Here is a 22,956-nt window from a genome sequence, read left to right on the forward strand (position 1 = left end):
GTCGGTTCGTCCGCTTCTGAAGGATTCCTCCCGCTTTCCGGGAGGAATCCTTCAGAACTGGCGACGGTCCGCCGCGGGCCGACCCGGTTCGGCGGGCGCGGCGTGTACTAACCTGAACTGACCACTCAATGTGGTGTGCGTCACACTCCGGTTTGGAGGTTGTCGATGGCGGAACTCAGGTCGGTGCGAAAGGGCGCCCGGGTCACGGGCGGGGCGCGCGATGCGATGCAGACCGAGTTGAGAGATCGCTATCTGGGCGGTGCGAGCATCCGGAGCCTTGCCGATTCGACGGGCCGGTCCTACGGGTTCGTGCGGACGTTGCTGACCGAGGCCGGAGTCGCGTTGCGGGGTCGCGGGGGGCCGAACAGACGCAAGGCCGTGCCGGGACACTAGCCCGACCGTCGCACCGACTCCTCCACGAGATCGAGTACCGCAGAAAGATTCTCGCCGCCGTGACCCGACGCGATGCGGGCGATCAGGCCGTCCAGGACCAGGTCGAGGTAGCCGACCAGGACGTCGGTGGGGAGGTCGTCGCGGAGCCGGCCCGCGGACTTCTGCCGTTCCAGCCGGCTGACGGTGGCCGCGGTCAGTTCCGCACTGTGCTGGGTCCACTTCCGTGCGAACTCGGGGTCGGTGCGCAGGCGCCTGGCGATCTCGAGTCGGGTGCCGAGCCAGTCGAACTGCTCGGGCTGCGCGAGCATGTCGCGCATCACCTGCACCAGACCCTGACCGGCCGCGACATCGGCCATCCGGCGGGCGTCCTCTTGCGCGAGGGCGAGGAAGAGCCCGTCCTTGTCCTTGAAGTGGTGGAAGATCGCGCCGCGGGAGAGCCCGGTGGCCTCTTCGAGACGACGCACGGTCGCGCCCTCGTAGCCGTACTCGGCGAAGCACCGTCGGGCACCGTCGAGGATCTGGCTCCGACGAGCGGCGAGATGGTCCTCACTGACCTTGGGCACAGGCAAACCTCCTTCGTCTAGGCAACCTCCTGCGTCGGTCGCCCGTGAGTCTTTTCGGCACTTGGCGAGAAGACTCACCTAATGCACAAAGCGCTCACGACCACCGATGCGTCATCGTTGCCTTTCGGCGAAAAGTGGTCGTGAGCGCTTTGTGCCCGTTCATGGGCCGAAAAGACTCACGGGCGCGTAGCGCCTGTGGCGCCTACTGGCCGCGGATCATGTTCCGCAGCACGTACTGCAGGATGCCGCCGTTGCGGTAGTAGTCCGCCTCGCCGGGGGTGTCGATGCGCACGACGGCGTCGAACTCGACCTTGCTGCCGTCGCCCTTCGTGGCGGTGACGTGCACGGTCTCCGGGGTGACGCCCTCGTTGAGCTTGTCGATGCCCGTGAAGTCGAAGACCTCGGTGCCGTCGAGGCCCAGCGAAGCCGCGGACTCGCCCGCCGGGAACTGCAGCGGGATGACGCCCATGCCGATCAGGTTCGAGCGGTGGATGCGCTCGAAGGACTCGACGATGACGGCCTTGACGCCGAGCAGGCTGGTGCCCTTGGCCGCCCAGTCGCGCGACGAACCGGAGCCGTACTCCTTGCCGCCCAGCACGACCAGCGGGATGCCCGCGGCCTGGTAGTTCTGCGAGGCGTCGTAGATGAACGACTGCGGGCCGCCCTCGAGGGTGAAGTCGCGGGTGTAGCCGCCCGAGACGTCGTCGAGGAGCTGGTTGCGCAGGCGGATGTTCGCGAACGTGCCGCGGATCATCACCTCGTGGTTGCCGCGACGCGAGCCCAGGGAGTTGTAGTCCTTGCGCTCGACACCGTTGGCGTCCAGGTACTGCGCGGCCGGGGTGCCGGGCTTGATCGGGCCGGCGGGGCTGATGTGGTCGGTGGTGACCGAGTCGCCGAGCAGGGCGAGCACGCGAGCGCCGCTGATGTCGGTGACCGGGGTGGTCTCCATCGTCATGCCGTCGAAGTACGGCGCCTTGCGGACGTAGGTCGACTTCTCGTCCCACGCGAAGGTGTCGCCCTCCGGAGTGGCCAGGTTCTGCCAGCGCTCGTCGCCCGCGAAGACCGTGGCGTAGGACTTGCGGAACATGTCCTGGCTGATCGCCGACTTGATGGTGTCGTCGATCTCCTGCGCGGACGGCCAGATGTCCTTGAGGAAGACGTCGTTGCCGTCCTGGTCCTGGCCGAGGGCGTCGGTCTCGAAGTCGAAGTCCATCGTGCCGGCGATGGCGTACGCGATGACCAACGGCGGGGAGGCGAGGTAGTTCATCTTCACGTCGGGGGAGATGCGACCCTCGAAGTTGCGGTTACCGGACAGCACCGCGGTGACCGACAGGTCGTTGTCGTTGACGGCCTTGGAGATCTCCTCCGGCAGCGGACCGGTGTTGCCGATGCAGGTGGTGCAGCCGAATCCGCCGAGGTAGAAGCCGAGCTTCTCGAGGTACGGCCACAGGCCGGCCTTCTCGTAGTAGTCGGACACGACCTGCGAGCCCGGCGCCATGTTCGTCTTGACCCACGGCTTGGAGGACAGGCCCTTCTCGACAGCGTTGCGGGCCAGCAGCGCCGCACCGATCATCACCGAGGGGTTCGAGGTGTTGGTGCACGACGTGATGCCCGCGACCGCGACGGCGCCGTGGTCGAGGACGAAGTCGCCGCGCTCGGACTGCACCTTCACCGGCTTGCTCGGGCGTCCGTGCGAACCGTTGGCCGCCGACGGGAGTGCGACGGCGTCGTCGTTCGCGGTGGACGACTCGACCGGGTCGGACGCCGGGAAGGACTCCTCGACGGCCTCGTCCAGCGCGGAGTGCTGGGCGGCGGTGCCGTTGGTGACGTAGGTGTTGATGTCGCGACGGAACGCGGCCTTCGAGTCGGACAGCAGGATGCGGTCCTGGGGGCGCTTCGGGCCGGCGATGGACGGCACCACGGTGCCGAGGTCCAGCTCGAGGTACTCGGAGTACGCGGGCTCGTGTTCCGCGTCGTGCCACATGCCCTGCTCCTTGGCGTACGCCTCGACGAGCGCGAGCTGCTCGTCGCTGCGGCCGGTCAGGCGCAGGTAGTTGATGGTCTCGCCGTCGATCGGGAAGATCGCTGCGGTGGAACCGAATTCGGGGCTCATGTTGCCCAGGGTGGCGCGGTTCGCGAGCGGGACCTCGGCGACGCCCTTGCCGTAGAACTCGACGAACTTGCCGACGACGCCGTGCTTGCGGAGCATGTCGGTGACGGTGAGCACGACGTCGGTCGCGGTCACGCCGGGCTTGATCTCACCGGTCAGCTTGAAGCCGACGACGCGCGGGATGAGCATGGAGACCGGCTGGCCGAGCATCGCGGCCTCGGCCTCGATGCCGCCGACGCCCCAGCCCAGCACGCCCAGGCCGTTGACCATGGTGGTGTGCGAGTCGGTGCCGACGCAGGTGTCGGGGTACGCCTGGCCGTTACGGGTCATGACGGTGGGGGCCAGGTACTCGATGTTGACCTGGTGCACGATGCCCATGCCCGGGGGGACGACCTTGAAGTCGTCGAAGGCGCCCTGGCCCCAGCGCAGGAACTGGTAGCGCTCACCGTTGCGCTGGTACTCGAGGTCGACGTTGCGCTCGAGGGCGTCCGCCTGGCCGAAGACGTCGAGGATGACGGAGTGGTCGATGACCATGTCGGCGGGGGAGAGCGGGTTGACCTTGTTGGGGTCGCCGCCGAGGGTCGTGACGGCCTCACGCATGGTGGCGAGGTCGACGACGCAGGGGACGCCGGTGAAGTCCTGCATGATCACGCGGGCAGGCGTGAACTGGATCTCGACGCTCGGCTGGGCCGACGGATCCCAGTTCGCGATGGCGCGGATGTGGTCCGCGGTGATGTTCGCGCCGTCCTCGGTGCGCAGCAGGTTCTCGGCGAGAACCTTGAGGGCGTAGGGCAGCTTCTCGGTGCCGGGAACGGCCGAGAGTCGGAAGATCTCGTAGGAGTTGTCTCCGACCTCGAGGTTTCCCTTGGCGCCGAATGAATCAATACTGGTGCTCACGTCAGCTCCACTCGTCTTTGAGGTGCGCCGTCGACGGGGCTGTGCCGACGGCTGAAGCGAGGCTCGTCGGAGCGGCCCGGCACTGGACGAACCAGAAATCTGGGAGTGGGCCGGTTGCTCCGAAGGCGTCTCGCGGCAAGTCTAACAGTACGCTTGTCCTGTGAAGCTCGCGGGGCGAATCGCCACCCCCCGCGTTTCGCGCGGCGCGCACAGATCGATCCTTGCCGAGACCGGCTCGGGTCGCAACGCGTGCGGCTGTCCTCCACGATCGCGCGTACCCGTCACGTAATGTGCGGTGCGATTACCCGATAGTCCCGTCAGTGTTCGACGCCGAGGGTGTCTCGTCGCCCTGTCTCCTATACCGATCCGGATGAAAGATGCCTGCTGCCCTCACTGCGTTCCTCCCGGCTCCCGCCGACATCCCGCCCGAGGTGAACATCGACACGATCGTCGCCGATCTGGCGGACGACGGGGTGTCCGCGCCCGCAGGTGACGTGTCGGGACTCGAGGCCGTCGTCGACCGCGCGCGTGAGGACGGCATCAAGCTCTCGGTCGTCGTGCTGAAGGACAATCCCGGACGGGACTCGCAACTGCGCGACATCGCAACGGAGGTCGGCAAGCACGAGGGTGGGACCGTCCTGGTGCTGAGTCCGAACTGGGTGGGCACCTACAGCGACGCGCTGAGCCGCGTCTCCGTCGAGGACGCACAGGACAAGGCGTACACCGGCAATGCGGTCGATTCGGCCAACCAGTTCCTGGACGAGATCGGGCGCCCGGAGGCGCCCTACGGTCTGATCACCGTCGGCCTGGTGGTGGTGGTCGGCGGCGCAGCCGCGGCAACCTGGTTCGTGCGCGCGCGGCGAGGCGAACGCGACCGACAGTCCTGATGCGCGTGGCGGCAGTGTGCCGCCTGCCGGGAGTTATCGCCCGGCGAAATCTCGGCCCCGTAACTATCTTTCGCCTCCGGGCGTGTGCACTGGCCATTCCCCGTTCAGCGCTGTAATTACTGTGTTGTTCTTTGTGACTGGAGTTTCGTTAGTGGGCAAAGTGTCGTACGGTGCCATTGGCACTTTTTGGGGAAGAAGTGTCGCTATGGGCAGTGTGGCCATGGAAGTGGCGCACGGTTCGCGGTGCTCGCGGTGAATCACGCGCGGGCGGCGATGCATGCACGTCTTCCCCGAACGGGCGCAATCACGCGGAAGGTGCGGCCGGGCTCGAACGCAGCACAGGGCTCAGTTGCACGGCCGGTTTCGGCGTGGTGGCAGAACCGAGGGAGACACTTGTGAGGCCAGGGGCACCGCGCGGAACCCACCGCCGCCGATTCTCACGTGCGAGAACCCGCAGCGCGCAGCTACTCGTCGGACTTGCCGTCGTGACGTCCCTCGTCGCCGGGACGCCGGGGTTCTCGTCCGCGGTGCCGCCGCCACCACCGAATCCCAGTGACGCCGATCTGCAGCAGGCCACCGCAGGCGTGGATTCACGGCTCGGTCAGGTCGGTGCACTGGTCAACGAGGTGGCCGCGGCGGACCAGCAACTCAGTGCGCTCGACGACGCCGTCGCGATCAAGCGTGAGGGCGTCAACAAGGCGCTCGTCGACCTGCAGAACGCCCGGGACATCGCGGGCGCCGCGGCCGGCGCGGTCGGCAGTACGCTGCAGGCCCTGCGCGACGCCGGCGCCCAGATCGAACTGGCACAGACCAAGTTCGACGAGTTCGCCGCGAACACCTACCGGCAGGGCACGGGAGTCGCCTCGTTCGCCTCGTTCCTCGGGTCCCAGGGGCCGGGCGACGTGCTCGACCGCGCGCAGCTCATGAAGCTGCTTGCCACCAACCGCAGTTCGGTCCTCGACGGTCTGCAGCGCGCCCGGACGGCGGAGGCCAACAAGAACTCCACCGCCCGGCAGGCGAAGCAGCAGGCAGACGATGCGGCCTCGGCGGCCGAATCGCGAAAGGCCGACGCGGAGAACGCAATCCAGGTTGCGCGCACTGCGCTCGCCGAACAGGCGGGCAAGAAGGCGCAGGTCGAGGCGCAGAAGGCGGCGGCGGAAACCGCACTCGCGGCCGCCCGTGACAACGTCTCGGGCCTGCAGACGCAGCGTCAGGCCTTCGTCAACTGGGACACCCAGCGCGCGGCCGAAGCGGCGGCGGCCGCGGCCGCGGCAGAGGCAGCCAAACAGGCCGCGGCGCAGGCCGCAGCCCGGGTGGCGGCGAATCAAGCCGCGGCCGAACGGGCCCGGCAACTCGCCGAGGGGCAACGCTCGCACACCCAGATCGAGGACGACCCGGGCGCCGACACATCGGGCACGGACACGTCGGGGACGGACACATCGGGCACGGACAAGTCTGGGACCGACAAGTCCGGGACCGACGACTCCGACAGCGACACACCGAAACCGAGCCCCAGCAAGCCGTCGACGTCGAAGCCCTCGCCCGCCAAGCCCAAGCCCAAACCGTCGGTGACCGGCAGCGCGGCGGTGGAGACTGTCATCGACCGCGGCATGTCCCAACTGGGCGTGACGTACGCCTGGGGCGGCGGCAACGCGAACGGGCCCACCCTCGGCATCCGGGACGGCGGGGTGGCCGACAGCTACGGCGACTACAAGAAGGTCGGGTTCGACTGCTCGGGTCTGATGATCTACGCGTTCGCGGGGATCGGAGTCTCGCTGCCGCACTACACCGGCTACCAGTACACGGCAGGCGAGCAGCTCCCGACCTCGCAGATGAAACGCGGCGACATGATCTTCTACGGGCCCAATGCCAGCCAGCATGTCGCGCTGTACCTTGGCAACGGGGAGATGTTGGAGGCGCCGGAGTCCGGCGACGTGGTCAAGATCTCGCCGGTGCGCTGGGGTGGCATGACTCCCTACGTGGTCCGAATGGTTTCCTGACCCACCTGCTCCCGTGTCGGGAGCGCGGGCCGGGTCGGGAGTGGTCGAGATGAAAGCGGTGGATTCTTGGTGACGTCAGCGGACGGGGCCGGCGGCGCGTCGAGTGCGCAGCACGGTGTCGAGTCGGATGTGCAGCTGCTCGAGAAGGTGATCTACGAGGTCAAGCGCGTCATCGTCGGGCAGGACCGGCTGGTCGAACGCATCCTCGTCGGACTGCTCGCCAAGGGGCACGTACTGCTCGAGGGTGTACCGGGCGTCGCCAAGACCCTGGCCGTCGAGACCTTCGCGACCGTGGTCGGCGGATCCTTCTCCCGTGTCCAGTTCACCCCGGACCTCGTCCCCACCGACCTGGTGGGCACCCGGATCTACCGGCAGGGCCGCGAGGAGTTCGACACCGAGCTCGGTCCGGTCGTCGCGAACTTTGTGCTCGCCGACGAGATCAACCGCGCCCCGGCCAAGGTGCAGTCCGCACTGCTCGAGGTGATGGCCGAGCGGCACGTGACGATCGGTGGCAAGACCTTCCCGATGCCCGAGCCGTTCCTGGTGATGGCCACCCAGAACCCGATCGAGAACGAGGGCGTCTACCCGCTGCCCGAGGCGCAGCGCGACCGCTTCCTGTTCAAGGTCCTCGTCGACTACCCGACGGTCGAGGAGGAACGCGAGATCGTCTACCGGATGGGCGTCGCCGCCCCCGAACCCCGCGAGGTCCTCGGACCCGACGACTTGATCCGGCTGCAGAAGGCCGCGAGCGGGGTGTTCGTGCACCACGCACTCGTGGACTACGTCGTGCGCGTGATCGCGGCCACCCGCAAGCCGGCCGACCTGGGACTGACCGACGTCGCGGGCTGGATCTCCTACGGCGCCTCGCCCCGCGCGACCCTCGGCATCATCGCGGCCTCGCGGGCCCTGGCGTTGTTGCGCGGCCGCGACTACGTGGTTCCGCAGGACGTGCTCGAGGTGATTCCGGACGTGCTCCGGCACCGGCTGGTGCTCTCCTACGACGCGCTGGCGGACGAGGTCACGGCGGACGACGTCATCACCAAGGTGCTGCAGACCGTCGGGCTGCCGCAGGTCGCCGCGCAACCGGTCGCGCCGGCGGCGCCCGCCGCACCCGCGGTCGCGCAGCCCGCGTCGGTGGGTGGCCTGCAGCGGTGACCGCCCGGTCGGGCGGCAATGCGACGCTGCCCTCGTTCCGTGCCAGTGAGCTCCGCGACGCCGAGCTCACCGCGGCGCTGCGGACCCTCGAACTGACCGTCCGTCGGCGCCTGGACGGTGTTCTGCACGGCGAGCACCTCGGCCTGATTCCCGGGCCGGGCACCGAGCCCGGCGACGCTCGGATGTATCAGCCCGGCGACGACGTCCGCCAGATGGACTGGTCGGTCACCGCCCGCACCACCCACCCGCACGTCCGCCAGTCGGTCGCCGACCGCGAACTCGAGACCTGGTTGGTGGTCGACCTGTCCGCGAGCCTCGACTTCGGCACGGTCGGCGCCGAGAAGCGGGACCTCGCGGTGGCTGCCGCGGCGGCGGTCGCGCACCTGACCAGCGGCGGCGGCAACCGGATCGGCGCGGTCGTGGCGACCGGCGAACGCACGGTCCGGATCCCGGCACGGGGCGGTCGGTTGCACGCGCACGCCATGCTCCGCACGATCGCGGCGACCCCGCACGCCCCGGACGGCGTCCGCGGCGACCTGCGCGGCGCTATCGAGTCGCTGCGGCGACCGCAGCGCCGTCGCGGCCTCGCGGTCGTCATCAGCGACTTCCTGGGCCCGATCGACTGGGAACGTTCGCTGCGCGCGCTCTCGGGCAGGCACGACCTGCTCGGCGTCGAGGTGCTCGACCCGCGGGACCTCGAACTGCCCGATCTCGGCGACGTGGTTCTGCACGACCCCGAGTCGGGACGCACCCGGGAGTTCCACACCTCGCCGGGGCTGCGGGCAGACTTCGCGGCCGCCGCCCAGGCCCACCGCGACACCGTCGAGCAGACCCTGCGCGGATGCGGCGCACCGGTGTTGAGTTTGCGCACCGACCGGGATTGGATCGCCGACGTCGTTCGCTTCGTCGCCGCCCGCAGGCACAGTTATGGTGCTCGGGTGAATCGAGCGCCCCGCCAGTGAGTCTGACCGAATTCGCCTCACCGTGGTGGCTGGCCTTCGTTCTCGTGGTGGCCGCGCTGGCCGTCGGCTACGCGCTGGTGCAGCGCGGACGACGCAAGCGGATGCTGCGGTTCTCGAACCTGGAACTGCTGGAGAGGGTCGCTCCCACCCGCCAGAGTCCGCTCCGGCACGTGCCCACCGCACTGGTGCTGGTCGGCTTGCTGCTTCTCACCATCGCGCTGGCGGGGCCGACCTCCGACAAGCGGGTGCCGCGCAACCGCGCCACCGTCATGCTCGTGATCGACGTGTCGCTGTCGATGAAGTCGACCGACGTCAAGCCGAACCGGCTGGCCGCGGCGCAGGAGGCCGCGAAGGCCTTCGCGGACGGACTGACCCCCGGCATCAACCTCGGTCTGGTCGCGTTCGCGGGCACCGCTTCGGTGCTGGTCTCGCCGACGACCAACCGCGAGGAGACCAAGGCGGCGATCGACCACCTGACCCTCGCCGAGCGGACCGCGACCGGCGAGGCGATCTTCACGTCGCTGCAGTCGATCGAGACGCTCGGCGCGGTACTCGGCGGCGGTGAGCAGGTGCCACCCGCCCGGATCGTGCTGCTCTCGGACGGCAAACAGACGGTCCCCGACTTTCCGGACGACCCCCGCGGCGGATACACGGCCGCGCGGCAAGCGAAGGAGAAGGGGGTCCCGATCTCGACGATCTCCTTCGGCACCTCCTACGGAACCGTCGACATCGGGGACGAGCGGATCGCCGTGCCGGTGGACGATCCGTCGTTACGCGAGGTTGCGACACTCTCGGGCGGTACCTTCTTCACGGCGTCGAGCCTCGAGGAGCTACGCAACGTGTACGACACCCTCGAGGAGCAGATCGGTTTCGAGACCGTTCGCGGCGATGCCAGCCGCATGTGGCTGGTGCTCGGGGTACTGTGCACCGCCGCGGGTCTCGGGACCGCTCTGCTGCTGCGCCAACGACTGCCGTGACCCACATCCCCCAGACGAACACGAACAGATAGGTTGATCGAATGTCGAACTCCTCCACCCCGTCCCGTTCCGTGCTGGTGACCGGAGGCAACCGTGGCATCGGCCTCGCGGTGGCCCAGCGGCTCGCCGCGGACGGCCACAAGGTGGCGGTCACGCACCGCGGTTCCGGGGTGCCCGAGGGCCTGTTCGGTGTGAAGTGCGATGTCACGGACTCGGAGTCGGTGGACCGGGCGTTCTCCGAGGTCGAGGCCCACCAGGGCCCGGTCGAGGTGCTCGTCGCCAACGCGGGCATCACCGACGACGTCCTCCTCATGCGGATGAGCGAGGAGCAGTTCACCAACGTCATCGACGCCAACCTGACGGGTGCGTTCCGCTGTGCCAAGCGGGCGAACCGGGCGATGCTGCGGGCGCGCTGGGGCCGGATGATCTTCCTCGGTTCGGTGGTGGGCATGGCCGGTCAGGCCGGGCAGATCAACTACGCCGCCTCCAAGGCCGGCGTGATCGGTCTGGCGCGCTCGGTGACCCGTGAGCTGGGTTCGCGGTCGATCACCGCGAACGTGGTGGCGCCCGGCTTCATCGAGACCGACATGACCGCCGACCTGCCGGAGGACATGAAGGAGATGGCGAAGAAGTTCATCCCGCTGCAGCGAGTGGGCAAGGCCGAGGACGTCGCCGCCGTGGTCAGCTTCCTCGCGTCCGAGGACTCCGCCTACGTCTCCGGTGCGGTCATCCCGGTCGACGGCGGCATGGGCATGGGCCACTAGGTTCGCCCGAAACTTCACGCACCCACAGACTTTCACTCACAGGAGAACACCATGGGCGGACTGCTCGAAGGCAAGACCATCCTCGTCACCGGCATCATCACCGACGCGTCGATCGCGTTCCATGCCGCCGCAATGGCGCAGGAGCAGGGCGCGAAGGTCATCATCACCGGCTTCGACCGGCTGCGGCTGATCGACCGCATCGCGAAGCGCCTGCCCCAGGAGGTGCCGCCGGCGATCGAGCTCGACGCCACCAACGAGGAGCACCTGGCCGCGCTCGCCGATCGGGTCCGCGAGGTGGCGCCGGAGGGTGTCGACGGTGTGCTGCACTCCATCGCGTTCGCGCCGCGCACGCTCATGGGTCCCGACGCCAAGCCGTTCCTCGAGGGCCCCGGCCCCGACGTGGCGAAGGCATTCGAGATCTCGGCGTGGAGCTATGCCTCCCTCGCCCGCGCCGTGCTTCCCGTCATGAACGAGGGCGGTTCGATCGTCGGCATGGACTTCGATCCGCGCACCGCGATGCCGTACTACAACTGGATGGGCGTCGCGAAGGCGGCTCTCGAGTCGGTGAACCGCTACGTGGCTCGCGAGGTCGGCGAGGCCAAGAAGATCCGGTCGAATCTGGTTGCGGCCGGTCCGATCAAGACCCTCGCCGCGAAGGCGATCGCCGGCACCGCGACGGACGACGCCGCGAAGATGAACCAGCTCAACGAGTACTGGGATGCCGCCTCTCCGATCGGCTGGAACTTCAACGATCCGACGGCGGTCGCCAAGTCGGTCGTCGCGGTGCTGTCGGACTGGCTGCCCGCCACCACCGGCTCGATCATCTACGTCGACGGCGGTGCCAGCCACAACACCTGGTTGCCCGAGAACCTCTGACTCGTAGAGGAATGCCGAGTCGATGACCGCGTACGACGCGCTGCTGCTGCTCTCCTTCGGCGGGCCCGAGAAGCCCGAGGACGTCCGCCCGTTCCTGGAGAACGTGACCAGGGGCAGGGGAGTGCCACCGGAACGCCTGGACGAGGTCGTCGAGCACTACCTGCATTTCGGTGGGGTCTCGCCGATCAACCGGTTGAACCGGGACATCATCGCCGCGGTCGAATCCGAGTTCGCCTCTGCGGGTATCGAATTGCCGATCTATTTCGGCAACCGCAACTGGCACCCGATGGTCGAGGACACCGTCGCTCGCATGCGCGACGACGGTGTCCGCTCGGCGTTGGTGTTCCCGACGTCCGCGTGGGGCGGGTACTCGGGCTGCCGGCAGTACCACGAGGACGTGGCCCGGGCCCGCGAGTCGGTCGGCGAGGGCGCACCGACGCTGACGAAGTTGCGCCAGTACTACGACCACCCGCTGCTGATCGCGTCGTTCGCCGACGCGATCTCCGCGGCCCGCGAGCAGTTGCCCGACCACCAGCGCGCCGGCGCCCGGCTGGTGTTCACCGCGCACTCGGTGCCGGTGTCGGCTGACGTGTCGGCGGGTCCGCCCGGCGACGGTGGTCGGCTCTACAGTCGCCAGGTCGCCGAGGCTGCCAGGCTGTGCGCGGAGGCCGTCGGGGCAGCGGACCACGACCTGGTGTGGCAGTCCCGATCGGGGCCGCCGCAGGTGCCGTGGCTCGAACCGGACATCTGCGATCACCTGGGCGCGCTCGCGGCGTCCGGCACCGAAGCGGTCGTGGTGTGCCCGGTCGGTTTCGTCTCCGATCACCTCGAGGTGATCTGGGACCTCGACACCGAGGCCCGGGACCGGGCCGCCGAACTCGGTCTCGGCTATGTGCGGGTCGGCACACCCGGGACGGATCCGCGTTTCGCGCAACTGGTCTCGAGCCTGGTCGGCGAGCAGGTGCGGGGTGAGCCGCTGCGCAGGTTGGGATCCGAGCCGCTGTACGGCGCCGGCGTCGACGGGGCGCTGTGTGCCACGCGGTGCTGCGAGCCTGCTCGCCGTCCGGGGCGTTGACTCCGGAGACTTGAGTCGTTCCGATCTCGGGATTCTTTGCAGTTTCTCTGGTCCCGACGCCGGTTGGATGCGACGATGGTGTCATCGCCGGTGCGTGTGCGCACCGCGGGAGGCTGTCATGTTTCGTCGAATTCTCGCAGCGACATTTCTGGCCGCTGCCGCCATCACCTCGTCGCTCGGCGCCGTGTCCGTCGCGTTCGCCGCATCGCAGACGTACTACAGCAATCCGACGGACGACCCCAAGCAGCAGGCCTTCTGCAACGACCAGGCCGCGCTCGCGAACAATCTCGTGGCCAAGGGCGATCAGACGCGGGCCGACCAGGTCGTGTCGACCGCGAACATGGGCGGTTGCCGCATCTACACGTTCCAGTCCTCCCAGCCCGGTCGGTAGCGCCGGCCGACTGGCTACATCGTCCAGGCGAAACGGAGCCGCTGCGCGACTTCAGCGGGCGGCTTTCGGCCGTACTCGCTGAGTTCGTATCCCTTCACCGCAAGCAGCGCCTCCAGCAGGAGTGGCTCGAAGAGGTCCCCGGCCAGTGATGAGGCCTGCAGTCGGCCGAGCAGGTCCGCGGGCAGACTCGGCAGCAATGCGACACCCGCGGCAGTGCGCTCACCGTCCGGCAGTAGTGACGGGTTGACCGTGACCTCGGGCGGCAGCGGGAGTTCGCCGTCGATCCCGGCGAGCGCGGCGCCGAGCACCACGGCGCCCGCGAGGTACGGATTGGCGGACGGGTCGACTGGTTTGACCTCGATGTGTGCGCCGCGCGGATTCCCCGGTGTGTCCGCGCACAGGCGCACCGCGGCCTCGCGGTTCTCCAGACCCCAGCAGGTGTAGGCACCGCCCCACGTGTTCGGCTGCAGTCGCAGGTGCGAGAGCGCGGATCCGGCGAGCACGAGCACGAAGTCGGGAAGGGCGGCGAGGATCCCGGCCACCGCGTGCGCGCCCGCCACGGTCAGTGCGTGCGGTCCGGACCCGCCCGAGAACATCGGCTGGTCGCCGCGGTGCAGCGAGATGTGGTGATGCGCACCGTTCCCGGCGCCGCCCGCGACGGGAACAGGGGCGAACGAGGCGCGCAGGTCGTGCGTGCGTGCGACCCGGCTGACGAGAATCCGCGCGAGGACCGCGTTGTCGGCGGCGGCGATCGGGTCGTCGGGTCCGAGGGAGATTTCGTACTGGTTCAGCCCGTACTCGGCATGGACCTGCTCGATCGTCAGTCCCGCGGTCGCCGCGGCGTCCAGGAGGTCTCGAATGAAGGTCTCCTTGCGGAGGGCGGCGTTCAATCCGTAGGCAGACCACTCTTGCGGGTCGAGCGCGTCGAAGAGGGTGAACTCGACCTCGTGACCCACACGGGCCTCGATACCCGCGGCGGTCAGCCGTTGGGTGGTGCGGCGGAGAGTGTGTCGAGGGCAGGCAGGCCACGGCGACCCGTCCTGGTCGACGAGATCAGCGGGCGCCCAGTATGTTCCGCCGCCGAGGTCACGCAGGTCGGCGGCGTCGATCCGCAGGCGGAGGTCACCGACAACCGACAGCGTGGGGGTGAAGGCGATGTGGTCGTCGACGCAGAAGACGTTCCAGCACGGGGATGCGCCCGCACCGGATTCCACGAACGTCGACAGTCGCGCGACGGGCATCACCTTCGCCCGGGCGATCCCGGCCATGTCCACGACAGAGCCGACGACGGTCCCGCGCGGGTCGAGTTCGACCGGCGCCGTCTGCCACGGCACGGTCAGAACACCTCGCCGAACGCAGTGAGCTTCGCCAGCGCGTTCTGCTCGTCGAGCTGAATGTCGTTGTAGCGGTTCACCGCCTGAATGTAGGTGAGGTAGCGGGTCATCGAGGCGGCGCTCTGCTGCTGGTACGCCGGTGGCAGGGGAGCCGCGAGCTGACCGGGCAGGTACTGCGTCATCAGTTGCGCCGCCATGCCTTTCGCGCGCGGGTCGTCGTCGAAGGTGTTGTCGAGTTCGGCGCGACCGCCTTCGGTGGTGTAGTCGTAGAACTCGTACTGGAACGTGGACGGGTCGACCATCGAGGTGTCGCCGTACCACCCCGAGTACACCGCGACCTTCGCCTCGGGGGTGCGCATGACGTAGATGTGCTGCGGCGAGTTGTTCCAGATTGTTGCCTGCGGGGCGTGCTCGTTGGTGGCGAGGACGACGTGGTCGCGGCCCGATGCCGTCGAGCTGCGCAGCACCGGCATGAGGTCGAGGCGTTCGGCGTACGTGGCGGCGAGATCGCCCGACATCCAGCTCCGGTCGCCGTACCCGAGGCTCGCGAGCATCGGGAGCACGTCGACGCTGGAGGTGAGCTGGCTGCGGAGGGTGTCGGTGTCGCCCGTGAAGCGGCCGGTCGGGTCCGCGACGATCAGCGGGATGTGGAATGCCTCGTCGTAGGCCGTCGCGAGCTTGCCGGAGACGAGCCCGTGCGCGCCCGCGTACTCGCCGTGGTCGGAGGTCATCACGAAGACGGTGTTGCGGGCGACGTCCTCGGGCAGGGCGTGCAGCACCGTGCCGATGTGGTCGTCGACCATCGAGAGCACCTGGGTGTAGCTGTCGAGGGCGCGCTCCCAGTAGGTGTACGGGGCGTACGCGATGTTGCGTTTCGGGTCGGCCCCGTCCCCGTACGGGGCGAGGTAGAAGTTCGACCCGTTCGCGTGGTCGTCGGTGACCCCGCCCCACACCAGCGCCTGGAACTCGCGGGCGAAGACCTGCGTCGTCGGCTTGGACTTCAGCGCCGCCGCGGACTCCCAGTTCGGCGGGATCGACGGATAGCCGACGCGCGGGGGTTCGGCCTCGATCCCCGCGTCCGGTGGCCAGGCGACCGCCGGAGTCAGCGGGGGCTGGTGGTCCTGGAACAGCGCGGCGTAACGCTCGGCCTCCGTGCCGGCCCAGAAGAACTGCTTGTCATGCGGGTTGACGAAGCTGACGGTCAGACAGAACGGTTTCTGGTCGGGCCTGCGGCCGGCGAGCCAGGCGGCGCCCTGGCGGGCAATGGTGCCGTCGAAGTTGAGGCCGTCGCCGTTCATCCCGATGATGTCCGGCATGGTCAGGCCCTGGAAGCCGTACGCATCCAGGTAGCCCTCGCCGACGCCGGAGTCGGCGTCCGGGGAGGGTGAGAGATGCCATTTGCCGACGTAGGGGGTCTCGTAGCCGGCCTGCCGGAGGATCTTGCCGTAGGTGGGGAAGGCGCGGTCGAGCGCAGGCGACGGCACGGGGCTCGCACGGTTTCCGGTTCTGGTCTGCAACAACCACGTCTGCATCGGGTACAGGCCGGTGGCGAAGCACGCCCGGCCCGGGCTGCACGCTACGCCCGCGGTGAAGTGCTGACCGAACTTCACGCCGGGCGCCCACACGCTGTAGAGATTGGGCATGAAGCGCTTCAGGAATTCGCCTGGCGTGCTGATGCCCGCCGGGAAGACCTGCGGGAATCGCATCTCGTCGACCACGATGAACACGATGTTCGGCTGGTCGTAGCTGCCGCGGGCGGCCCCGGCCGGCCGTTCCGCGGCATCGGCGCGATTGTCGAACAATCCGGTCAGGACGGTGACGCCGCCCGCGACTGCCGCGGCGCCGGTGAGGAACTTTCGCCTGTCGATCTGGTGCTCGGTGTGCTCTGCGGACATTGAGTCACCTCTTCGGAGAGACCCCCGAGTTCGGTTTACGACACCCCGAATTCGGTTTACACCGTCAGTCGCGGCGGCACAGTGTTTCCGGAGAATCCGGTCGATACCGATGCGACCGTCACCGCGCCGGGGCGGTCAGGAGAACGGCGCTGGCGGCTCCCGCGTCGAGTCGGTACGCACCGTCGACGGCCGGAACGGATTCCGACGCGGCGGGGGTGAAGGCGCCGTCAGGTGTCACCGCGGCACCGGCGAACGTGGTCCCGATCGTGGACTCCGGTGCGCCGCCGGTGAGCCTTTGGGCGCTGGCCGTCCCGGACCCGCCCTTGACCTTGACCGTGACGGCGGCATCGGCGCCGCGGTCGAGGTTGTCGACCATGACCTTGACAGTGCCGTCGGGCATTCGGACCGCCAGTGCCGTCACACGCTTGCCGCCGGAATCGACGGTGGTGGGCAGGATCTGGCCGCCGACGAGCTTGCTGACGGCGAGGGCCGCGTAGTAGTTGGGGTTGGGGCGCGCCTGGCCGGCGGCGCGAGCGGCGTCGTCGGGGAAGCAGAAGACGGGGTAGCTCTCGCAGTCGTTCGGCTGTAGGTGCAGGTTGACCCCGGTGACGCCTTCGCGTGCGGCAGTCATCAGGTAGTCCACCGTCCAGAGCGCGCCGCCGAAGCTGTTCGTCACTCCGGGCAGGCCCTCCTTGGCGACGGAGTTGGTTTCCGTCAAGCGCGGCTGCAGACCCGCCTTCTCGGCCTTGGACACCAGGCTGCGGATGAACGCGGTCTGCCGGTCCGAGGTGTCCTGTGACAGCAGCTTGTCGACTGTCGGCTGGCCGCCGACGGCATCGGAGCTGCCCCCCGACAGTCCCAGGCGAGCCGTGTTGACGAAGGGGTAGTAGTGCTGGTTGAGGGATCGGCTTTCGGTGCCGAACCGTTCGATGTAGGAGTCCAGCCAGGGATCGACCAGCGCTGCCTTCATCCCGGCTTCCGCCAGCGGACTTCCCGTCCCGCCGGCCGCGGTGTCCGGTCCCTCGACGGCCACGCCGGGTGCGGCGGCGGCGATCGCGTCCCGGTACTTGTGGGCGTCGTCCGCGTAGCTCGCCGGCAGGTACGGCTTGCGCTGCCCTCCGCCGGTTACGGAAGCGAGGACGTAGAAGTTGGGTTCGTTGCCGATCTGCACCGACCGCAGGGCGGACCCGATGCGGTCTTCGGCGGCACGCGCCTGGTCCGCGGCGGCGGCCGGGTCGAAGTGTGCGAGGTTCACGCCCATGTCGACGCTCCACCCGGTGTCCCGGGCCAGGTTGCCGACCCGGGACAGGTCGTCCGGGGTCACCCGCTGGCCCTTGGCCCACGCCGGCAGCGGCGAGCTGGGGTCGGGCGTCCAGGCGGTGTTGTCGACCTGGTTCGCGCTGAACCGGAGATTGCCGTGGCCGAGGTTGGCGATCAGTTTCGAGACGTTCCCCGCGCCGGGCGCCAGCCACTGCTCGTGCATCAGGTTGGCTTCGAACGACAGGCCGAGGAAGTCGGCGGGAACGGTCCGGCCGGGCGCGGTGGTGTCGACCACGACGGTCACCGAGTTCGGGGATTGGGCGGACGCCGGAATCGTCGTGAGCGCCACCGGTACCGCTGCGGTGATCAGGACGACGGCCGTCCGACTGGGACGGAAACGGGAGCAGGACACCCGACCTGTGGTGGACACGATCCGCAGCCTAGCCAGCGGCTCCGATGAAGGAAGTGAAACGAGGCGCCGGGCGTAGGATCGGCTGAGCAGGTCAACCTCGATTGCGAGGCATCGTCGATGAAGCGAACTGACGGAGACAGCTGGGACATCGTCAGTAGCGTTGGCCGCACCGCGTTGGGTGTGGCGACGTTTCGGGCCCTCGAGTCGGACCGCCCACAGGCACTGATCGAGGACGAGTTCGCGCGGTGGTTCGTGGAAGCCGCCGGCGAATCGCATTTCACCGGATTGTTGGCGGACCCGTCGCCGCTCGAAGGTTCGCCGTTCTTCTTCCCCGGGTTCATGGGCGTCCGGACCAAGTTCTTCGACGATTTCTTCCTGTCGGCTGCGGCGGCCGGGGTGCCGCAGGCCGTGATCGTGGCCGCCGGCCTGGACGCTCGTGCGTACCGCCTCGACTGGCCGGCCGGCACGACGGTGTTCGAGGTCGATCAACCGAAGGTCCTGGACTTCAAGGCCGGGGTGCTCACTGAGCACGGTGCCCACGCGAAGGCCGACCGACGGCCGGTTGCCGCCGACCTGCGCGAGGACTGGCCCTCCGCACTGACCGCCGCGGGCTTCGACCCGGGCGCGCCGTCAGCCTGGTCGGCGGAGGGGCTGCTGCCGTACCTGCCCGGTGCGGCACACGACGCGCTCTTCGAACGGATCGACGGACTCGCTGCCTCGGGCAGCAGGCTCGCCGTGGACGGTTTCGGGAGCGGAGTCGACGTGCGACGCTTCGCCGCCATGAGGGAGAAGTACTTCCCCGGCAACCCGTTCGGCGACATGAACATCGTCGATCTGTTCTACGAGGACGACCGGACGGACCCGGTGCTGTGGCTGACCGAGCACGACTGGTCGGTGGAGCGCTTCACGCTGTTCGAACTCGCCGCCGACTACGGACTGCAGGTTCCGGAACTTCCGGACGACCTCGCCGATCTGTCGAAGCAGTCGGCCTACTTCACCGCGGTGAAGTAGCCGCCCGCACGCTGGCGCTCACCGCACCGAGCCGGGCCCGCCGCACTGCCGACCACAGAGGTCGAAGCGTCTCCTCCCGCGCCGCGGCGCCGGCCGCGGTCTGCGCCCGACCACCGGAATCCCCGGCGACCGTCAAGATGGCGGCCACCTGGTCAGCGGTGTCGAAGATCCGCAGGGCGCGGGCGGGGGTGGACTCGGGATAGCTGTGGTGGGAGAACTCGGCCATCGCCTCGGCGATGCGCGTCCGCGGATCGCCGGCGTCCGCGGCGTAGCCGCCCTGCATCGACGTCAACGCCTCCGCCGCTTCCGTCACGGTCCGGCGCAGCTCGAACTCGGCTTCGCCGAGGCCGATCTGTTCGCCCTGCAAGGGCGTGGACGGAACCGGAAAGACCGTCCACCGCAACACATCCGGACCATCGACCGTCGGAACCATGCCGAGACCGGGACGTCCCGCCGCGCCGACCAGGACGCCCTGCCCGGACTCGATCGCGGCACCGGCGAATGCGGTGCCGAGTGGCAGTCCGCGGACGTCGCCGGGGGCCGGCAGGACGAGCGCTACCGTGGCCTCCGGGTCCTCGGTGGCCAGACGTCGCAGTGCGCGTAGCAGCAGGACGGGACCGGCGTCCTCGGGGTCGGGCCAGGGGAGGTCCCACTGCACCGCGACCTCGGCGTCGACGGCGCCCACCAGGTGCATAGGCGCCCACGCCTGTACGGCGTCGATGACGTCGTCCGGCGAGCTGGAACCGGCGAGCCACGCGGCGACCCACATGACGAGGGTGGAACTGGGACAGGACACGGTATTCCAGCATAGGACGGCGTGGCGGAACCTGGCCAACGTCGCGGTGTCCTAGCGTTGACGGCCGTGAGTTCACGCGACATGTACGGCGGAAACATCTACGGCGGCCACGCCCGGAGCAGGCGGCCCGAGTACCCGAAGGTGCCCGCGGACAAGGGCCTGGTCGTCGAGGACGCAGGCACCGGGTACTGCGGCGCTGTCGTCGGCATGGAGAAGACCTACGACGGCGACTACGTCCGGCTCGAGGACGGGCGCGGGCAGACCCGCCTGTTCGCGATGCGGCAGGCCGCGTTCCTGATCGACGGCAAGACCGTCACCCTCGTCCGGCCGACCGCGACGAAGAAACCGGCCGCCACGACCCGGTCCGCGTCGGGTTCGACGCGGGTCGAGGGGTTGCGTGCGCGTACCGCGTTGCCGAGCCGGATCTGGGTCGAGGGCATTCACGACGCCGCGATCGTCGAACGGGTGTGGGGGCACGACCTGCGGGTCGAGGGTGTCGTCGTCGAGCACCTCGAGGGTCTCGACAACCTCGCGGACCGGCTCGCCGAGTTCGAGCCGGGACCGGGACGCAAGGTGGGCGTGCTCGCCGACCACCTCGTCGAGGGTTCCAAGGAGTCGCGGATGACCCAGAACCTCGGTCCCTACGTGATGGTCACCGGTCATCCCTACATCGACGTGTGGGAAGCGGTGCGGCCCAAGTCCGTTGGCATCGCGGCGTGGCCGAAGATCCCGCGCGGTGAGGACTGGAAGACCGGCATCTGCCGCGAGCTGGGATGGGGCACGCCGCAGGACGGGTGGCGACGCGTCTACGGTGCGGTGTCGAGTTTCCGGGACCTCGAGGCGCCCCTGATCGGTGCCGTCGAGCGGCTCGTGGATTTCGTCACCGTCGAGTGATCGCGAGTTCTGGTTAGATGGTGTGGTGGCAGCGATAATTTGGCTGGTAGCAGGGGTATTGCTCGCCGCCGCCGAGGCGTTGACGGGGGACTTCTTCCTGCTGATGCTTGCCGGCGGCGCGCTCGCCACCGCGGGTGTCACGGCGGTGACCGATCTGCCGGTGTGGATCGACGCGGTGATCTTCGCGGTCGTTTCGCTGGCGTTGATCTTGGGTGTTCGGCCCGCCCTGCTGCGACGGTTCTCGAAGCCGCCGTTGCTGCCCACCAACGTCGAGGCGCTGCCGGGTAAGCGTGCGCTGGTGCTCGAGGAGGTCGCCGAGCATGGCGGCCAGATCAAGCTCGACGGGCAGGTGTGGACGGCGCGGGCACTCGACGTGACCGAGGTCTACCCGCCCGGCACGACTGTGACCGTGATGGAGATCGACGGCGCGACCGCCGTCGTGTGGAAGGGGCCCTAGATGGCTGCACTGATTGTCCTTGCCGTGATCGTCGTGCTGGTGGTGATCGTGGTGGCGAAGTCGGTCACCCTGGTCCCGCAGGCCGAGGCCGCGGTCATCGAACGACTCGGCCGCTACGCCAAGACGGTGTCCGGGCAGCTGACGTTCCTGGTGCCGTTCGTGGACCGGGTCCGCGCGAAGGTCGACCTGCGTGAGCGGGTGGTCTCGTTCCCGCCGCAGCCGGTGATCACCCAGGACAACCTGACCGTGTCCATCGACACCGTCGTCTACTTCCAGGTGACCAATCCGCAGGCTGCGGTGTACGAGATCAACAACTACATCGTCGGCGTCGAGCAGCTCACCACCACCACGCTGCGCAACGTGGTCGGTGGCATGACGCTCGAGGAGACCCTCACCTCGCGCGACTCGATCAACGGCCAGCTGCGTGGTGTCCTCGACGAGGCGACCGGGCGTTGGGGTCTGCGGGTGGCCCGCGTCGAGCTCAAGAGCATCGACCCGCCGCCGTCGATCCAGGAGTCGATGGAGAAGCAGATGAAGGCGGACCGTGAGAAGCGGGCCACCATCCTGACCGCAGAGGGACATCGCGAGTCGGCGATCAAGACCGCGGAGGGCGACAAGCAGTCCCGGATCCTCGCGGCCGAGGGCGCCAAGCAGGCCGCCATCCTCACCGCTGAGGGCGAGCGGCAGGCGCGGATCCTGAGTGCGCAGGGTGAGCGAGCGGCGAAGTATCTGCAGGCGCAGGGCGACGCGAAGGCCATCGAAAAGACGTTTGCGGCGATCAGGGCCGGGAAGCCGACACCGGAAATGCTTGCGTACCAGTATCTTCAGACGCTTCCGCAGATGGCGCAGGGCGACGCGAACAAGGTGTGGCTGCTGCCCAGTGACTTCGGTGATGCGCTCAAGGGATTCGCGAAGACTCTGGGTGCGCCGGGCGACGACGGGGTGTTCCGCTACGAGCCGACCGCGGAGACCGCCTACGCGTCCGCGCCCGCGGACGATTCCGACGAGGTAGCGGAGTGGTTCGAGACCAAGACTGACCCGTCGGTCGCGCGGGCCGTTGCGGCCGCGGAAGCCGTTGCGCGCCAGCCCGTGGACACTTCGCTTGCGCCGGTGCACGCGGTCGAACCGACGCCGTCGCAGCATGCGCTGCCGCCGGAGCAGGAGCAGTAGTCTCGAGGCCATTGCTCAGCCATACCGTCGCCGGAGGATCGGCAGGGTGATGTCGTGCTGGCCGATGGTGTTGTGGGCGTGGATGACTGCGTCGGTGAGCATGTCGTAGTGCCAGTGTCCTGCGGTTTTGAGTTGGTGGTGCAGGACGCAGAGGCACTGGAGGTTGGTGGCGATGGTCCAGCCGCCGAGCCAGGGGCGGGTGTGGTCGAACGGGACGATGTGGTCGATCTGGCAGCGGTCGGCGGGGACGGTGCAGCCGGGGTGGCGGCAGTGGCCGTCGCGCAGTCGGATGGCTGCGGCGAGGGTGGTGTTCGGGCGGTAGGTGAGGGCGCCGGGTGGTGGTTCGGTGAATCCGCCGTGGCCGTCGGGGAAGAGGGCTCGGACCGAGTCGGGGTTTGTCGTGAGTTGGCGGCGGAGGGCGTCGAGGTGCGCGGCGCGTAGTCGTGGGGTGTGTAGCGGGTCGGGGCGTGATCGTCGGGGTTGGGCGCCGGCGGGCAGGACGCGGGAGCGGCAGACGGTGAGGCCGGAGTCGCGTTGGCGTGCAACGGTGTTGCTGTCGTCGCGCCTCGCTGCCTGGTAGTCCTCGCGGGCGTCCTCGTCTTCGTCGTGGTGGGTGCGGTAGTTGCCGTACTTGTTGTAGAGGTCTTCGAGGGTGTCGGTGGCGAAGTCGAGGAGCG

21 protein-coding genes are annotated in these 22,956 nt (G+C 68.8%); 14 read left to right on the forward strand and 7 right to left on the reverse strand.

The features are described from left to right. Positions 1 to 165: 165 nt before the first annotated feature. Positions 166 to 393 carry a helix-turn-helix domain-containing protein gene (locus tag FK531_RS22560; protein ID WP_142101907.1) on the forward strand — a complete coding sequence of 76 codons (228 nt, stop codon included), beginning with the start codon at positions 166 to 168 and terminating at the stop codon, positions 391 to 393. On the opposite strand, the gene FK531_RS18440 is transcribed toward FK531_RS22560, so the two are convergent. Both FK531_RS18440 and acnA read right to left on the reverse strand, forming a co-directional pair. Then, positions 390 to 956 carry a TetR/AcrR family transcriptional regulator gene (locus FK531_RS18440; RefSeq protein ID WP_142101909.1) on the reverse strand — a complete coding sequence of 189 codons (567 nt, stop codon included), beginning with the start codon at positions 954 to 956 and terminating at the stop codon, positions 390 to 392. The genes FK531_RS22560 and FK531_RS18440 overlap by 4 nt on opposite strands. A 202-nt stretch (positions 957 to 1,158) precedes the next feature. Next, complete coding sequence (gene acnA / locus FK531_RS18445; RefSeq protein ID WP_142101911.1) at positions 1,159 to 3,963, reverse strand: aconitate hydratase AcnA; 2,805 nt, start codon at positions 3,961 to 3,963, stop codon at positions 1,159 to 1,161. Between the two features lie 377 nt (positions 3,964 to 4,340). On the opposite strand from acnA, the gene FK531_RS18450 reads away from it, so the two are divergent. From FK531_RS18450 to FK531_RS18490, 9 genes are all read left to right on the forward strand, one after another. Continuing rightward, positions 4,341 to 4,850 carry an Rv1476 family membrane protein gene (locus tag FK531_RS18450; RefSeq protein ID WP_142101913.1) on the forward strand — a complete coding sequence of 170 codons (510 nt, stop codon included), beginning with the start codon at positions 4,341 to 4,343 and terminating at the stop codon, positions 4,848 to 4,850. Between the two features lie 395 nt (positions 4,851 to 5,245). After that, positions 5,246 to 6,850, forward strand: a complete 1,605-nt coding sequence (locus FK531_RS18455) for an NlpC/P60 family protein (protein WP_142101915.1) — start codon at positions 5,246 to 5,248, stop codon at positions 6,848 to 6,850. Between the two features lie 69 nt (positions 6,851 to 6,919). Next, entirely contained in the window at positions 6,920 to 8,005 is a 1,086-nt protein-coding gene (locus tag FK531_RS18460) for an AAA family ATPase (protein ID WP_435531066.1), read from the forward strand. Continuing rightward, a complete protein-coding gene (locus FK531_RS18465) occupies positions 8,002 to 8,967 on the forward strand; it encodes a DUF58 domain-containing protein (RefSeq protein WP_142101917.1) in 966 nt (321 codons plus the stop codon). Before FK531_RS18460 ends, FK531_RS18465 begins: the two co-directional genes overlap by 4 nt. Beyond that, on the forward strand, positions 8,964 to 9,944 hold the full coding sequence (locus FK531_RS18470) for a VWA domain-containing protein (protein WP_142101919.1): 981 nt from the start codon (positions 8,964 to 8,966) through the stop codon (positions 9,942 to 9,944). The genes FK531_RS18465 and FK531_RS18470 overlap by 4 nt, the downstream gene beginning before the upstream one ends. A 41-nt stretch (positions 9,945 to 9,985) precedes the next feature. Continuing rightward, positions 9,986 to 10,708, forward strand: a complete 723-nt coding sequence (gene fabG1, locus FK531_RS18475) for a 3-oxoacyl-ACP reductase FabG1 (protein ID WP_142101921.1) — start codon at positions 9,986 to 9,988, stop codon at positions 10,706 to 10,708. A gap of 51 nt (positions 10,709 to 10,759) precedes the next feature. Beyond that, positions 10,760 to 11,584: an NADH-dependent enoyl-ACP reductase InhA gene (gene inhA / locus FK531_RS18480; protein WP_142101923.1), complete on the forward strand. Its 825-nt coding sequence runs from the start codon at positions 10,760 to 10,762 to the stop codon at positions 11,582 to 11,584. Between the two features lie 22 nt (positions 11,585 to 11,606). Further along, positions 11,607 to 12,659, forward strand: a complete 1,053-nt coding sequence (locus tag FK531_RS18485) for a ferrochelatase (RefSeq protein ID WP_142101925.1) — start codon at positions 11,607 to 11,609, stop codon at positions 12,657 to 12,659. A 118-nt stretch (positions 12,660 to 12,777) separates the two neighbouring features. Further along, positions 12,778 to 13,050: a hypothetical protein gene (locus FK531_RS18490; RefSeq protein ID WP_246098249.1), complete on the forward strand. Its 273-nt coding sequence runs from the start codon at positions 12,778 to 12,780 to the stop codon at positions 13,048 to 13,050. A gap of 14 nt (positions 13,051 to 13,064) precedes the next feature. Here FK531_RS18490 and FK531_RS18495 read toward each other — a convergent pair whose 3' ends face one another. The 3 genes from FK531_RS18495 to FK531_RS18505 all read right to left on the reverse strand — a co-directional run bounded on the left by FK531_RS18495 (position 13,065) and on the right by FK531_RS18505 (position 17,969). Beyond that, positions 13,065 to 14,318, reverse strand: coding sequence for a type I glutamate--ammonia ligase (locus FK531_RS18495; protein ID WP_142102004.1), 1,254 nt, complete (start codon positions 14,316 to 14,318; stop codon positions 13,065 to 13,067). Between the two features lie 68 nt (positions 14,319 to 14,386). Further along, positions 14,387 to 16,279, reverse strand: coding sequence for a sulfatase-like hydrolase/transferase (locus tag FK531_RS18500; protein WP_142101929.1), 1,893 nt, complete (start codon positions 16,277 to 16,279; stop codon positions 14,387 to 14,389). 118 nt (positions 16,280 to 16,397) lie between these two features. Further along, positions 16,398 to 17,969, reverse strand: coding sequence for a glycosyl hydrolase family 79 C-terminal domain-containing protein (locus FK531_RS18505; protein ID WP_142101931.1), 1,572 nt, complete (start codon positions 17,967 to 17,969; stop codon positions 16,398 to 16,400). A 99-nt stretch (positions 17,970 to 18,068) separates the two neighbouring features. Here FK531_RS18505 and FK531_RS18510 point away from each other — a divergent pair, with 99 nt between their 5' ends. Further along, entirely contained in the window at positions 18,069 to 18,962 is an 894-nt protein-coding gene (locus FK531_RS18510; RefSeq protein ID WP_142101933.1) for a class I SAM-dependent methyltransferase, read from the forward strand. Here the strand turns inward: FK531_RS18510 and FK531_RS18515 are convergent. Continuing rightward, on the reverse strand, positions 18,946 to 19,758 hold the full coding sequence (locus tag FK531_RS18515; RefSeq protein WP_142101934.1) for an Rv1486c family protein: 813 nt from the start codon (positions 19,756 to 19,758) through the stop codon (positions 18,946 to 18,948). The two genes, FK531_RS18510 and FK531_RS18515, sit on opposite strands and share 17 nt — an antisense overlap. An 81-nt stretch (positions 19,759 to 19,839) precedes the next feature. Here FK531_RS18515 and FK531_RS18520 point away from each other — a divergent pair, with 81 nt between their 5' ends. Genes FK531_RS18520 through FK531_RS18530 form a run of 3 tightly spaced genes read left to right on the forward strand, consistent with a single transcriptional unit; the run spans position 19,840 to position 22,279 of the window. Then, the gene (locus FK531_RS18520) at positions 19,840 to 20,652 is read left to right on the forward strand and encodes a DUF3097 domain-containing protein (protein ID WP_142102006.1); all 813 of its coding nucleotides are present in this window, start codon (positions 19,840 to 19,842) and stop codon (positions 20,650 to 20,652) included. Positions 20,653 to 20,677: 25 nt separating this feature from the next. Next, on the forward strand, positions 20,678 to 21,109 hold the full coding sequence (locus FK531_RS18525; protein WP_142101936.1) for an NfeD family protein: 432 nt from the start codon (positions 20,678 to 20,680) through the stop codon (positions 21,107 to 21,109). Continuing rightward, positions 21,110 to 22,279: an SPFH domain-containing protein gene (locus FK531_RS18530; protein WP_142101938.1), complete on the forward strand. Its 1,170-nt coding sequence runs from the start codon at positions 21,110 to 21,112 to the stop codon at positions 22,277 to 22,279. It abuts the gene before it with no gap. A 15-nt stretch (positions 22,280 to 22,294) separates the two neighbouring features. Here FK531_RS18530 and FK531_RS22470 read toward each other — a convergent pair. Continuing rightward, positions 22,295 to 22,956 (reverse strand): HNH endonuclease (locus FK531_RS22470; RefSeq protein WP_181763016.1); only part of this gene is annotated, 662 nt, incomplete at its 5' end.

Origin of the sequence: Rhodococcus spelaei (assembly GCF_006704125.1) — a bacterium.
GTDB lineage: Bacteria > Actinomycetota > Actinomycetes > Mycobacteriales > Mycobacteriaceae > Rhodococcus_G > Rhodococcus_G spelaei.